The organism is Mycobacterium sp. ST-F2 (genome assembly GCF_001905655.1).
Taxonomy (GTDB): Bacteria; Actinomycetota; Actinomycetes; order Mycobacteriales; family Mycobacteriaceae; genus Mycobacterium.
Window position 1 is genome coordinate 88093 of record NZ_JMHT01000023.1, and the last position, 14063, is coordinate 102155.

Annotated in this window: 11 protein-coding genes and 1 pseudogene; 7 read left to right on the forward strand and 5 right to left on the reverse strand. The window is 70.3% G+C overall.

Annotated elements, in window-relative coordinates:
• Positions 1-107 precede the first annotated feature (107 nt).
• Both EB75_RS10790 and EB75_RS10795 read right to left on the reverse strand, forming a co-directional pair.
• Complete coding sequence (locus EB75_RS10790; protein ID WP_073695384.1) at positions 108-2054, reverse strand: GMC family oxidoreductase; 1947 nt, start codon at positions 2052-2054, stop codon at positions 108-110.
• A 38-nt stretch (positions 2055-2092) separates the two neighbouring features.
• Positions 2093-3514 (reverse strand): aldehyde dehydrogenase family protein, encoded by a 1422-nt coding sequence (locus EB75_RS10795; protein WP_073695385.1) that lies wholly within the window; start codon positions 3512-3514, stop codon positions 2093-2095.
• A 146-nt stretch (positions 3515-3660) separates the two neighbouring features.
• Between EB75_RS10795 and EB75_RS10800 the strand changes: the two genes are divergently transcribed.
• Complete coding sequence (locus EB75_RS10800; RefSeq protein ID WP_073695386.1) at positions 3661-4884, forward strand: PucR family transcriptional regulator; 1224 nt, start codon at positions 3661-3663, stop codon at positions 4882-4884.
• Here the strand turns inward: EB75_RS10800 and EB75_RS10805 are convergent.
• On the reverse strand, positions 4881-6182 hold the full coding sequence (locus EB75_RS10805) for an ROK family transcriptional regulator (RefSeq protein ID WP_142239535.1): 1302 nt from the start codon (positions 6180-6182) through the stop codon (positions 4881-4883). The two genes, EB75_RS10800 and EB75_RS10805, sit on opposite strands and share 4 nt — an antisense overlap.
• A gap of 236 nt (positions 6183-6418) precedes the next feature.
• Between EB75_RS10805 and EB75_RS10810 the strand changes: the two genes are divergently transcribed.
• Positions 6419-7180 carry an SDR family oxidoreductase gene (locus EB75_RS10810; protein ID WP_073695387.1) on the forward strand — a complete coding sequence of 254 codons (762 nt, stop codon included), beginning with the start codon at positions 6419-6421 and terminating at the stop codon, positions 7178-7180.
• Between the two features lie 82 nt (positions 7181-7262).
• Here the strand turns inward: EB75_RS10810 and EB75_RS10815 are convergent.
• Together EB75_RS10815 and EB75_RS10820 are read right to left on the reverse strand one after the other, a co-directional pair.
• A pseudogene (locus EB75_RS10815) lies at positions 7263-8549 on the reverse strand (L,D-transpeptidase); the annotation flags it as partial.
• Positions 8550-8584: 35 nt separating this feature from the next.
• Positions 8585-9643, reverse strand: coding sequence for a UDP-N-acetylmuramate dehydrogenase (locus tag EB75_RS10820; RefSeq protein WP_073695388.1), 1059 nt, complete (start codon positions 9641-9643; stop codon positions 8585-8587).
• 26 nt (positions 9644-9669) lie between these two features.
• Here EB75_RS10820 and EB75_RS10825 point away from each other — a divergent pair, with 26 nt between their 5' ends.
• Genes EB75_RS10825 through EB75_RS10845 form a run of 5 tightly spaced genes read left to right on the forward strand, consistent with a single transcriptional unit; the run spans position 9670 to position 14019 of the window.
• The gene (locus EB75_RS10825) at positions 9670-10176 is read left to right on the forward strand and encodes a DUF2505 domain-containing protein (protein ID WP_073695389.1); all 507 of its coding nucleotides are present in this window, start codon (positions 9670-9672) and stop codon (positions 10174-10176) included.
• 20 nt (positions 10177-10196) lie between these two features.
• Positions 10197-11006, forward strand: a complete 810-nt coding sequence (locus EB75_RS10830; RefSeq protein WP_073695390.1) for a class I SAM-dependent methyltransferase — start codon at positions 10197-10199, stop codon at positions 11004-11006.
• A 24-nt stretch (positions 11007-11030) separates the two neighbouring features.
• A complete protein-coding gene (locus EB75_RS10835) occupies positions 11031-12212 on the forward strand; it encodes a glycoside hydrolase family 3 N-terminal domain-containing protein (RefSeq protein WP_073695391.1) in 1182 nt (393 codons plus the stop codon).
• Between the two features lie 14 nt (positions 12213-12226).
• Positions 12227-13048 (forward strand): carbon-nitrogen hydrolase family protein, encoded by an 822-nt coding sequence (locus EB75_RS10840; RefSeq protein WP_073695392.1) that lies wholly within the window; start codon positions 12227-12229, stop codon positions 13046-13048.
• Entirely contained in the window at positions 13045-14019 is a 975-nt protein-coding gene (locus EB75_RS10845) for an LmeA family phospholipid-binding protein (protein ID WP_073695393.1), read from the forward strand. The genes EB75_RS10840 and EB75_RS10845 overlap by 4 nt, the downstream gene beginning before the upstream one ends.
• Positions 14020-14063: the final 44 nt, after the last annotated feature.

Below are 14063 nucleotides of genomic sequence, written 5' to 3' on the forward strand. Positions count from 1 at the left end.
AGGCCCGCGAGCGGCCGCGGAATGCACGGCTGACACGGCGTGTCGGCGCACAGACACGGCCGCTCGCGGGAGGTGGTGGCCCCGGGGCCGCTCGCGGGAGGTGGGGGCTAGAGCATGTTGGTGGCGGTGCGGCGGGCGACGGCCATGACGGTGATCATGGGGTTCACGCCGGAACAGGTGGGCATGGCGCTGGCGTCGGCGATCCACACGCCGGGGGTGTCGTGCAGCTCGCCCGTCGGGCCCGCGACCGAAGTCTGCGGGTCGGCGCCCATCCGCGCGCTGCTCATCTGGTGCGCGCTGAACACCGGGGTGCCGCCGGGCCCGATCGGCAGCTGGTTGACCTTTTCGATGAAGGCCTCCAGGTCCTCGCCACGCTGCCAGGGCGCGAACGGCTGGCCGGCTGCGTAAATCTGCCGCGCACCCGCGGCGGCGTGCATGCGGATGGACGTCTCGATGCCCTCCCGGAAGTGGCGGCGGTCGAGTTCGTCGGTGAACGGATACCAGTGCACGGCCTCCCCATCGGCGTCGACGGTGACGCTGCCTTCGCCGCGGTCCTTGACCAGCACGACCCAGTCGGCCCGGTTCTGGTACTCGCGGGCGAGTTCCTTGTGCTGCGCGCCGGACAACCACGGCACCGTGGCGGTGAACAGGCCGGGCAGGTGCTGCACGCATTCGATGAGGTAGCCGTGCCCGTCGTGGGCTTCGGCGAATTCGTTCATCACCCCGGCCATGGCGGGGCCGAACCAGGGCTCCTGGCGGTCGTCGTAGATACCGCTGACGAGAGTCGCCGGGTGCAGCCGCAGGCCGGTGCCGACGGCGGGGCCGCCGATGCCCGAACGCAGCAGCAGTGCCGGGGTTTCCAGGCTGCCGGCGGCCGCGACGACCTGCGGGGCGTTGATCACCACGCGGTGCGCGGCGCCGGTCACCGGGTCGGTGTACGTCGCCTCGACGCCGGCGGCCACACCGTCGCGCGTGACGATCCGGTGGGCCCGGGTGTTGGGCAGCAACTGCGCGCCGGCGTCGGAGGCGTCCTGCAGGAACGTCTTCATGGTGCCCTGCTTGGCGCCGGTCTGGTCACCCATGCCGCTGTAGCCGACGAGGGCCGGGTCGAAGCGTTCCGGGTCGATGTTGAGCTGGGCCACGCCGTACGAATAGTTCAGCGCCGCAGCACCTTCCGACAGGCGGTGGTGTGGCTGGTTCTGGACGGCGACCTTGTCGCAACAGCCGATGCGCTCGAACACCGCGGCCAGGTGCTCGTCGAACGACGGGCCGGTGACGTCCGTCAGCCCGAAGTCGTCGGCCCAGGTCTTGCGCACGGTCGCCGGGGTCAGCAGCGAGTTGGACCAGTTGACGGTGCTGCCGCCGCCGACTGTCGCGCCGGCGGCGATCGAGACCATGCCGTCGGCGCTCGGGAAGAAGCCGCCGCGCAGGAACAGGTTGTGATAGGCGACGGGTTCGAGCTGCACGAAGTCCGATTCGTTGCGGTAGCCGCCGGCTTCCAGCACGATGACGCGCTTACCGGCCTCGGCGAGCACCGCGGCCGCGACGCCGCCACCCGACCCGGAGCCGACGATGACGACGTCCGCGTCGAGTGTCGTGTCCGCGGCCGGGGTGAGCACCGACAGCGTCTTCGGCGTCGGTGGCGGCAGCTGCGCGGGCCCTGGGTAACCCATGCCGGCCCACAGCGGGTTTCTGTTCTCGCCGCCCGGCAGGCTGTACGAGAACAGCACCGACAGCGTGTACAGCGCCGTCATGGCGGCGGTGGTCTCCGGCGAGATGCGCGACAGGTTGCCGACGATCACCTCGCGCACGTTCAGCGGCTGGTGGTTGAGGCCGACGAGCTCGGCGGTGTCCAGCAGCTGCTGCAGGCCGGCGAACTGCTCGGCGGGCAACTTGGTGATCAGGTACTGCTCGAGCACCGCGTCGGTGCCCATGTCACTGCCCTTGGCGGCGAAGAACCCGGTGGGGTCGTCATCGCGGGGCACCGCGGCGACGTAGGTGTCGACGATGGTGGTCAGGGTCGTGCGCTGCTTGGCGGTGAAGGCGTTGGCCATGGGAGGTTCTTTCGAAAGTCGTTGGGGAGAGGGAGGTTTCAGGGCAGCTGCAGGGACTTGGTCTCGAGGAATTCCTCCAGGCCCCACTTGCCGAATTCGCGTCCGTTGCCGGACTGGCCGTAGCCGCCGAACGGGGCGTGGATGTTGAAGGCACCGTCGTTGATCTGCACCTGGCCGGACCGCAGCCGCCGGGCGACGGCGATGGCGCGCTCCGGGTCCGCCGAGTACACGCCGGCGTTGAGCCCGTAGATGCTGTCGTTGGCGAGGCGGACGGCTTCGTCCTCGTCGTCGTACGCCTGGATGACGAGCACCGGCCCGAAGATCTCCTCGCGGACGATGGCCATGTCGGGGGTGCAGTCCGAGAACACCGTGGGCCGGACGTAGAAACCGCGGTCCAGTCCCTCGGGCGGGGTCGGGCCGCCGGCGACCAGCCGTGCGCCTTCGGCGATGCCCTTCTCGATGTAACCGACGACGCGGTCGCGCTGTACGGCCGACACCAGCGGGCCCAGTTCGGTGGCCGGGTCGAAGGGCTCGCCGACGCGCAACGCCTCGGTGCCGGCCCGCGCAATCGCTTCCACCTCAGCGAGTTTCGCGCGCGGCACGATCATGCGGGTCAGCGCGATGCACGTCTGCCCGGAGTTGAGGAAGCACCGGGTCAGCCCCTCCCGCACGGCCTCCACCAGGTCGGCGTCGTCGAGCACCACCAGCGCAGACTTGCCGCCGAGTTCCAGGCCCACGCGCTTGATGGTCTGCGCCGCCACCGCGCCGATCCGGCGGCCGGCGGCCGTCGACCCCGTCAGCGACACCATGTCCACCTGCTCGTGCGCGACGAGCGTCTCCCCGACGCCGGGGCCGGTCCCGGTGACGAGGTTGAAGACGCCGGCCGGCAGGCCGATCGCGTCGAACACCTCGGCCAGCACGTAGGCGTTGAGCGGCGCGACCTCACTGGGCTTGAGGACGACGGTGCAGCCCGCGGCCAGGGCTGGCGCCACCTTGGCCGCGATCTGGTGCAGCGGGTAGTTCCACGGCGTGATCGCGACGACGACGCCGATGGGCTCGCGCACCACCAGCGAGTTGTAGACCTGCTCCTCGAACGGGAAGCTCAGCGCCACATCGGCGATCGACACGAACGACTGCACGGGCAGCCCCGCCTGGATCACGTTGCTGTACGCGAACGGCATGCCGACCTCTTGGCTGACCAGGGTCGCGATCTCGGTCTGCCGGCGCTGCAATTCCTCGGCCGCCAGCTTGAGGTACCCGGCGCGCTCGGCCACCGACGTCGCCGCCCACCCGGGAAACGCGGCGCGCGCCGCGGCCACCGCCGCGTTGGCGTCGTCGGCGTCGCCCAGCGGGATGGTCGCGATGACGTCCTCGGTCGCGGCGTTCACGACATCGAACCGCTCGGTGCCGCGCGACGGTTGCCACCGCCCGTCGATGTAGTGGGCATCGTGTTCGATCATCGGTAACTCCTGTCGGGGATTGTCAGAGATTTGTCATTGCGACCTATGCCATTCCCAGGGTGCGATGTGATGGCCGCCATATTCTTGGTCCGGCGGGACAACGAATCGCGCGACGTTGTTCGCGCGGACAAACGAGGAGCGAATCGATGCGGACCGACGCGGCCGTGACGGACTGGCTGGCGCAGTTCGCCGGGGCGTCGGAGAGCCGGGAGACGCTCGACCGCCTGGTCACGGTCGTCGACGACGAGATCGCCGAGGCGTTGCCCATGTTCACGGACCCGACGCTGCGCCGCGATCTCGACGCGAGCACCCGCTCGAACTGGAAGGGCTTCCTCGCGGTCGTGACGCACGACATCGTCGACGTGCGGCCGGCACCCGAGATCTATGACCTGGCGCGGACCCTCGCCCGCCGCGGGTACGAACTCCCGGTGCTGCTGGCGGTCTACCGCATCGGACAGCGGTCGGCGTGGCAGTTCATCACCGAGACGCAGGTCGCCGCCATCGGCGATCCGGAACTGCGCGCCGCGGTGCTGATGCAGCTCTGGCCCCGGCTGGCGAGCTGGCTGGACACCATGGTCGAGGCGCTGATCGTCACCTTCGCCGACGAACGCGACCAATGGCAGCGGGGCGCGCGGGCCCGGCGCGCCGAGACCGTGCGCACCATCCTCGCGGGCCAGGCCGTCGACATCGACGACGCCACCACCGCGCTGTCATACCCACTTCGCCAGCGCCACAACGCATTCGCGGTGTGGGTCGACGAGCATGTCGCCGACGCCGACGTGCAACGGCTGCTCGACGCCACACCGGTCACCGTCGGCGCCGCCCTCGGTGCCGACCGGCCGTTGACGATCAGCAGCGGGGCCCGCACCGTGTGGTGCTGGTCGGCCACGACCGGACCGTCGAAACCCTTGTCCGACAACGACATCGCCGCACTGCCCGAGTTCGTCCACGTCGCGGTGGGCACGTGCCATGCGGGCGTCGACGGATTCCGCCGCAGCCACGCCGAAGCCCTGGCCGCGCAGGCGGTGGCACACCGCCGCGGCGCCAACGCAATCCGCTATGCCGACGTCGAATTGGCTTGTCTGGCAGCAGGTATCGCAGGCGAAGACGGCATGGCCACCCTGGTACGCCGGGAACTGGGCACGCTCGCGGCGGCCGATGATTCGACGGCACGGCTACGCGACACGCTCCGGCTGTATCTGGAACATGCGGGCGACGCGAGGGCCGTCGGAGAAATCCTGAACCTGCACCCGAACACCGTCCGGTACCGCATCCGGCAGGCCGAACAACTCCTCGGGCACTCCGTCGACCACCGCCGCGTCTACCTCGAACTGGCGCTGCACATCGTCAGCGCCTTCGGTACGAGTTAGGCGGCGCGCAGCGCGCGGCGCATCGCGCCGATCGGGTCGGCGTACAGCCCGCCGAGAGACACCACACCGGCGCCGGCCTCCTGCACCCGGTTACCGAACGTGGTGACGCGAATGTCCCTGACGCCCAACACCGTTCGTTCCGCGAACGCCTGCTCGACAAGCGGCAGTCCCTCGGGGTACTCGGAGAACGCCTGGCCGCCGACGACGAGGTCATCGGGGTTGAGCAGGTCGCGCAGCAGCGCCACCGCACCGCCGAGCACGCGGGCCCGCTCGGCCAGCAGTTCCACGGCGGCGGTGTTGCCGGAGCGCGCGGCACGCAGCACCGCGGCGATGGTCGACGACGGGCCCTCCGCGGGCACGATCCGCTGCTTGCGGGCGGCGGCCAGCACGGCCTCGTCGCTCACCGTGGACTCGAGCCGGCCGCTGCCGCCGAGCAGTTCCGAATGCGCCGGCAGTCCCGAGATGGTGCCGGGGCCGCTGGCCGGCGAGTGCACCTTGCCGCCGATCGACAGCGCGTAGCCGACGGTCTCGCGGGCATACACATACAGGCTGGTGGCGGACTCCGCGGCGGCCGCCGAGCGGCGCGCACCCAGCAGCAGTTCGGCGCCGGCCATCGCGTCGACGTGCGACGCCAGCGACACCGGCAACCCCAGGGTCTGGGCCAGCACCGGGCCGACGGGCGCGTCCACCCAGCCGAGACGCGGGTGGTCGACGTGACCGGTGGCGCTGTCCACCACACCACCGGACGCGACCCCGACCCACAGCGGGCGGCGCCGGTGCCAGCGGCTCAGGTAGCGCTGCGCGCTGCCGGCGAGCGATGCCAGCGCGGCGTTCTGGTCGCCGCGCGGCGTGGGCGTCTCGACCACGTCGAGGGTGCGGCCGAAGAGGTCGGTCGCGACGATCGCGGTGGTCCGGGCACCGACGTGCAGGCCCAGGGTCAGGAACGGTTCGTGGTTGACTTCGACCGGGATGCGCGGTCGGCCGATGGCGCCGGCGACGGCCAGGTCGGCCCGCTCACGCAGCATCCCGGCGTCCAGCAGGGCCGTGACCTGCCGGTTCACCGTGGCGATACTCAGGCCGGTGGCCTGCGCGATCACGTCCCGGGCGATGGGGCCGCGCAGCCGCGCCGCACTGAAGACCGAGCCGGCGGCGGCGTCGGCGACCCGCAGCGACGGCGCGACGATGTGGAGACGACGGGCCTGGGGGTACCTCCCGCCTGCGGGGGACAGAGTGCGCTTGGCGTGGGCGGCAGAGCGGACGCCGGAGGGGGCAGAAACGGTGGAAACGGGAGCAGGCATTTGGGTGTCCTAGGGAAGAAGTCGGGCTGGTGGGTCCTGAGGCCACACCTGCCGACAGCTAGGACGAAGATATCCGTGTCGTGAGTCAGGCGCAGCGCGAAGCGCGACAACAACAACACGAACGCCGCACAGCGACGCCGGATGCCTGACTGATGATCACGAGAGGAACTTAGCACGCCTGCGGCGCAGCACAACGACCGCGATGAAGCGTGCGGCCAGTGACTAAGGTCGGTCACATGTCAGCTGAAGAACGCTCCGCGCGCGTCGCGGTGGTCACCGGCGCCAGCTCCGGAATCGGCGCCGCGACCGCGAAAACCCTTGCCGGCCTTGGCTTTCACGTCGTCTGCGCGGCCCGTCGCGCGGATCGGATCACCGCGCTCGCAGCCGAGATCGGCGGCACCGCCGTTGTGACAGACGTCACCGACCAGGCGTCGGTGGACGCTCTCGCGGCCCAGGTCGACGCCCTGGGACCGGTGCACGTACTGGTCAACAACGCCGGCGGCGCCAAGGGCCTGGCGCCCGTCGCGGAGGCCGATCTGGAGCACTGGGACTGGATGTGGCAGACCAACGTGCTGGGCACCCTGCGGGTGACGCGGGCGCTGCTGCCGGCCCTGATCGCGTCGGGCGACGGACTGGTCGTCACCGTCACGTCCATCGCGGCGCTGGAGACGAATGACAACGGCGCCGGGTACATCGCCGCCAAGCACGGCCAGGGCGCCCTGCACCGCACGCTGCGCGGTGAACTGTTGGGAAAACCGGTGCGGCTCACCGAGATTGCGCCCGGTGCCGTGGAGACGGAGTTCTCGCTCGTGCGATTCGACGGGGATGCCGAGCGTGCCGACGCGGTGTATCAGGGCATCACGCCGCTGGTCGCCGAGGACGTCGCCGAGGTCATCGGTTTCGTGGCGTCACGGCCGCCGCACGTCGATCTGGACCAGATCGTGATGCGGCCGCGCGACCAGGCGCCCTACAGCCGCTTTAACCGCCGGCCGCAGTAGTCGTCGGCGCCGACGAGGTCGAAGTCGCGGTCGACGCCGTCGTCGATGTCGTCGTCGAGGTGGACGACGACGTCGACGGGCTGGTCGACGTGGTGGCCGGACCCGTCGGCGGCGGTGTCGTGGTGGTCGTCGGCGTGCCCGAATAGGTCGGCGCGTCGGTCGGGGTCGCCGGCGCGCTCTGCGGGATCGACGTCTCCGGCGGCGCGGCGTTAGCCGGCGGCAGCGCCGACATCGAGACCCAGGTGGCCCAGTCGACGGCCCAGTCCCAGATGTCGCCGTCGGCGTAGGACAGCTGGATCGACGTGCCCGTCACCTCGACCGGATCGCCGTAGATGGCGGTCTGGAAATACTGCTGGGCGTTGTCGGTCGACAGGTTGATACAGCCGTTGGTGACATTCGTGTTGCCCTGCGCGCCCGAACTGGCCGGGTTGGCGTGGATGAACTCGCCGTTGTTGGAGATGCGCACGGCCCAGCGTTCGTGGACGTTCGAGTATCCGGCGGCCGGGTTCGACATCCAGAAGTCGGCGTACTTCTCGGTGACGACGTGCGTGCCGCTGCGGGTCACGTTGCGCGGCTTGTCGGCCTCGCCGTAGCTGCACGGGAAGTCGAACAGCACGCCGCCGTCGGTGATGACCTGGATGCGGTGGCTGGTCGCATCGGCCTTGACGACCTGGCGCCGCCCGATGTTGATCTCCAGCGTGCTGTCCTGCGCGCCGTAGGCGTCGTCGCCGAACGGGACGCCGTACAACTTCGCCGAGACGCTGACCTTGGTGCCCGGCGGGTAGTACTCGCGGGGACGCCAGTGCATGCGCGCACCCTCGCGCTCGTCGGGCAGCCAGGCCCAACTGCCCTCGACGGGCGGCTCGGTGACGACCTTGACGTTGCGCTCGACCGAGGCCTTGTCGCTGATCGACGAGTCGAACTGCAGGATGATCGGCGCCGCCACCCCGACGGTCTGCCCGTCGGCGAGCTGGAACTGGCCGTTGACCTGCTTGGTCGGGTTGACGGTCGTGAACGTCGCGGACACCGGCACGGCCTTGCCGTCCCGGCCGACGGCCGAACCGGTGAACGTGTACGTCGCGCCGAAGCCCAGGGGCTCGGCGGCGTTGAACGACGTGCGGTCCTTGTTGAACACCGCGGCGACGACCTTGCCGTCGCCGTTGGTCAGGGTCAGCTTCTGGAACCAGCCGTCGGTGACGTCGACGCCGATGCTGCTGGTCGGCACCACGTCGGTGGCGCCGTTTGCGGGCCGGTAGGTGATGACGGGCGCCGCGGTCTCTTTGGCAGGGGCCGAAGACGTTGAAGTGCCGGATCCATCCGAGCACGCGGCGAGCACGCCGGAAGTGCCGACGGCAATCGCGGTCAGCATCTGTCGCCGGTTCACACTCACAGGAATGAATTTACCTACAGCGAACAGCCGATTAAGCACGGTTCCGGTGTGAGATCTATCCCGAAAGCGGCCTTGACGCCGTCCCGAACCGTCCTGGCCAGGGCTAATACATCCTCGCTGCCAGCAAAGCCCCGGTTCGTCAGGGCCAGCGCATGCTTGGTCGAGAGCCGGGCCGGAGCGCCGTCACCCGGGTATCCCTTGCCGAAACCGGCCTGTTCCACGAGCCAGCCGGCCGCCAGCTTGACCCCGTTCGGGGCCGGGTAATTGGGTACGGGACCGTCCGATGCGTCCTTTATCCGTTCGAAGACGTCGGGCGGAACCACCGGGTTGGTGAAGAACGACCCGGCGCTCCAGGTGTCGTGGTCGGCGGCGTCGGACACCATGCCCTTGCCGCGCCGCAATGCCAGGACCGCCTCGCGGACCTTGACCGCATCGACCCGGGTACCCGGCTCGGCGCCCAGGCGGGACGCGAGTTCGCCGTACCGCAGCGGGGCGCTGAGCCCGTCCGGGTTCAGGGTGAACTCCACCTCCAGGACGACGGCGTGGTCGGAGTTCTTCAACACGCTGTGCCGATAGCCGAAATCCAGCGTCTCAGGGCTCACCCAGTTGTCGGCACCCGTCGCACGGTCGAACAGCCGCACCCGGCTGATGGTGTCGGCGACCTCGGCCCCATAGGCACCGACGTTCTGCACCGGCGTCGCCCCGGCCGAGCCCGGGATCCCGGACAGGCATTCCAGACCACCGAGCCCGTGCGCCAACGAGGCCACAACGACGTCGTCCCACAGCGCGCCGGCCTCGGCCCGCACCACGTTGCCCTCGACAGTGATCTCGGTGTTCGCCAGCAGGACGACCGTCAGGTCGGTCAAATCATCGGCGACCAGCACATTCGAACCGCCCGCCAGGACCAGCAGCGGACCCGGGCCGTCCCGCAGCGCGGTCAGCGCGCCGACCACCTTGGCGGTGGTATCGCAGGTGATCAGACGGGCTGCCACCGGTCCGACACGGAACGAGGTCAGGGGTGCCAGCGGCACGTCATAGTCGACCGCCGCGCCCCCGATATCCGAACTGACCACGGCCGCTAACGGTAGCGTGGCCGAGTATGGCCCGCTCTTTCGACATGGTTGCCGAATACCTCGGGACCGTGGCGCAGGTGCACAGCGCGTTCTGCAGCAAGGATTACTGGCTGGACCGGCTGGCAGAGGGCCGCGCCGACGTGTCGACCCTCGACTCGTTCGCCGAGGACGGCCACGGCGGCACGGACATCACCACCACGCAGACCATGCGCGCCGCCGGCCTGCCCAGCGTCGTCACCCAGTTCCACTTCGGTGACCTCAGCCTGGTCCGCGAAGAGCACTGGGGTCCGCTCGCCGACGGGCGTGCCGTCGGGACGGTGCGCAGCCGCGTCCCCGGCGCGCCCGCGACCATCACCGGCAGGGGTGTCCTGACCGCGACCGGAGACGGTGCGCGGCTGGACTTCTCGGCGCACGTCGAGGTCCGCATCCCGCTGGTCGGCGGCAAGCTCGAGGCGATGCTCGGGCAGCAACTCGGCTATCTGATCGAGCTGGAGCAGAAATTCACCAGCGACTGGATCGCCGCCCGCCGGTGAGCCGCCCATAAACTCGGGCCATGAGTTCGCCGTTGGGCCAGCCACGGGGTACTCCTGTCGGCCAGCCGACGCGCGGCACAACGGGATACAACCGCCTGCGCCGCAGCGACCGCTGGCTCGTGCACTCGCCGCGCGTGCGGGCGCTGCTGCGCGCCGCGCCGGATCCCGTGGTCGTCGACCTCGGATACGGCGCACTTCCGGTGACCACCGTGGAACTTGCGTCCCGGCTACGCACGGTCCGGGCGGACGTCCGGGTGGTCGGTCTGGAGATTCACCCGGACCGGGTGCGGCTGGCCCGCGAGCTCGCCGGCGACGTCGTCGAATTCGGCCTCGGCGGCTTCGAATTGGCCGGGCACACACCGGTTCTGGTGCGCGCGTTCAATGTGTTGCGGCAGTACGACGTCGCCGACGTACCCGCCGCGTGGACGGAGATGACGGGCAGGCTCGCACCCGGCGGGCTGCTGGTCGACGGCACCTGCGACGAGTTGGGCCGGCGCTGCTGCTGGGTCCTGCTCGACGCCGACGGGCCGGTGAGCCTGACCCTGTCGTGCGACCCGTTCGCCATCGAACGGCCCTCCGATCTGGCGGAGCGACTGCCGAAAGTGCTTATCCACCACAATGTTCCGGGCCAGCCGATCCACCAGCTGCTGCACGCCGCCGACCGCGCCTGGGCCACCACGGCCGGGCACGGGGTGTTCGGTCCGCGGGTCCGCTGGCGGGCGATGCTCGACCTCCTGGTGGCCGAGGGCCAACCGCTGGAGCCGCCGCGGCGCCGGTTGCGTGACGGCGTGCTGACCGTGCCGTGGTCGGCCGTCGCACCCACATCGTGACGACGAGCGCATAGGGTTCGCCGTATGCCGTCACCCCGCAGCCGACTGCAATCGCCGGTCGTCCTGGCCTCGGCCGCGGCGGTGATCGTCGTCGCCCTCATCGTCGCGGCCGTCCTGAGCAAGCCGCGGCCCGTCGACGCCCCGCCACCGGCGCCCAACCAGCCCACCGCGGCACCGCAGCCTGTCCCGTGCCGGCTCGACACCGTCGTGACAGCCCTCAGCGTGCGCCAGAAACTGGCCCAGCTGCTGATGGTCGGGGTCAAGAACCTGGCCGACGCGGAGGCCGTCGTCCGGCAGCAGGAGGTCGGCGGCATCTTCATCACCAGCTGGACCGACTACTCGATGCTCGGCGCGCCCCTGACCGCGCTGGCGCAGGAACCGCGGCCGCTGCCGATCGCGGTCAGCGTCGACGAGGAGGGCGGCCGGGTACAGCGGCTGAAAGGCCTCATCGGCAGCCAGCCGTCGGCGCGCGAGCTCGTCGCCGCGGGCAAGACGCCGGAACAGGTTCGCGAGATCGCCCGGCTGCGCGGCCTGGCCATGAAAGAGCTCGGCATCACCATCGACTTCGCCCCCGTCGTCGACATCACGAACGCGGCCGACGGCACCGTCATCGGCGACCGCTCGTGGGGCAACACCGCCGAAATCGTCACCGCCTACGCCGGGGCATACGCCGACGGCCTGCGTGACGCCGGCCTGCTGCCGGTGCTCAAGCACTTCCCCGGCCACGGCCACGCCTCCGGCGACTCGCACCAGGGCGGCGTCGTCACCCCGCCGCTGGCCCAGCTCGAGACGCTGGACCTGGTGCCCTACCAGTCTCTGACGACCCACAGGCCCGTCGCCGTGATGGTCGGCCACATGCAGGTGCCCGGCCTCACCGAGACCGACCCGGCCAGCCTGTCCAAGGCCGCGTACGACCTGCTGCGGTCCGGTCACTACGGCGGCCGGCCGTTCGACGGCCCGGTGTTCACCGACGACCTGTCCAGCATGGGCGCCATCACGCAGCGCTACAGCGTGCCCGAGGCGGTGCTCAAAGCCCTGCAGGCCGGCGCCGACACCGCGCTGTGGATCACCACCAAAGAGGTGCCGGAGGTCCTCGACCGGCTGCAGCAGGCCGTCGACTCCGGCGAGCTGCCCACCGAACGCGTCGACGACGCCGTGCGGCACATGGCGCTGACCAAGGATCCGTCCCTGGCCTGCACCCGCTGATTACGCTGGGGCGCATGCGCATCGCACTGGCCCAGATCGGCGCCGGCACCGACCCCGAGGCCAACCTGGCGCTGGTCGCCGACCACACGGCGCGCGCCGCCGACGCCGGTGCCGACCTGGTGTTGTTCCCCGAGGCGACGATGTGCCGGTTCGGGGTGCCGCTCGCGCCCGTGGCGCAGCCGCTCGACGGCCCGTGGGCGGACGCCGTCCGCGACCTCGCCGAACGGTCGGGTGTGACCGTGGTGGCGGGGATGTTCTGCCCGACCGCCGACGGCCGCGTCACCAACACCCTGCTCGCCACCGGCCCGGGCCTGGACGCGCACTACCACAAGATTCACCTCTACGACGCCTTCGGATTCGCCGAATCCCGCACTGTGGCAAGAGGTTTCGAGCCCATCGTGATCGACGTTCCGACTGCCGACGGCACCGTGCCCGTCGGCCTCACGACGTGTTACGACGTCCGGTTCCCGGAGCTGCATCTCGAGCTCGCCGAGCGCGGGGCCAAGCTGCTGACCGTCCACGCGTCGTGGGGTTCGGGCCCGGGCAAGCTGGACCAGTGGACGCTGCTGGCCCGCGCCCGCGCGCTCGACACCAACTGCGTCGTCGCCGCCGTCGACCAGCCCTACCCCGGTGACGAACTCGCAAAGAAGGGTCCGACCGGCAACGGCGGGAGTCTGGTGGCCTCCCCCACAGGCGACATCGTGGTGCAGGCCGGCATCGAGCCGGAACTGCTGGTCACCGACGTCGACCTGGCCGCCGTCGAGCGGGCCCGCGAGACCATCGCCGTGCTGCGCAACCGCACCACGATTCCGCGTAAGGCACAATCGCAAGGGTGACTGACCCCTGGGCCCGCCCCGCCAATGAGGACGCCGCACCATCTGCCGAGCCCGCGCCGCAGGCGCCGGAGGCTCCGGGTGCCCAGCCCACCGAGGTGCTGACGGCCGCCGACGTCCCGCCCGCCTACGGCGCCGACGCTCCCGCCCCGGCCGCCTACGGCGGCGACGTACCGCCGACGTCCTACCCGGCTCCACAGCAGGTGCCCGCCACCGATCCGCCGAAGAAGCGCCGCGGTGTCATGGAGCTGCTGCGCGACCCGATGTCGCTGATCCTGATCATCGTCATCGCACTCGCACTGTCGGCTGCGGGTGTGGTCGGCGGCGAGTTCTACGCCCGTAGCCGCGGCAACAGCGTCGTCTCGCAGTCCGTCCAGTGCGTCGTCCAGGACAAGGTCGACGTCCAGTTCGGCGCGACGCCGTTCCTGTGGCAGGTCGCCAACAAGCACTATGACCACATCACGGTGACCACGGCCGGCAACCAGCTGCGTTTCGCCAAGGGCATGAAGGCCCAGATCAACATCGACGACGTCAAGCTCGACAAGACGGCGAAGTCGGCCGGCACCATCGGGTCCCTCGATGCGACCGTCACCTGGTCGGCCGACGGCATCAAGCAGACCATCGCCGACACCGTCCCGGTGCTGGGTGGCCTGGTCTCCGACGTCACCACCGACCCGTCGTCGGGCACCATCGTGCTGGACGCGCCGATGACCCAGATCGTGGCCAAGCCGACGCTGTCCGACGGCACCATCTCGCTCAAGGTGGAGCAGCTCACCGGCCTGGGCTTCCTGCTGCCGCGCGAGTCGATCCAGCCGGCGCTGGACCTGTTCGCGTCGCAGCTGACCAAGGACTACCCGATGGGCATCAAGCCGGAAGCCCTGCAGGTGACCGGTACCGGCGTGACCGCGAAGTTCGGCACCAAGAACGCGACCATCCCGCTGGGCCAGCAGGACACCTGCTTCTCCGGCCTCTGATCCCAGCGATTTGTGCACGATTTTCCGCGGTGACCGCGGAAAAT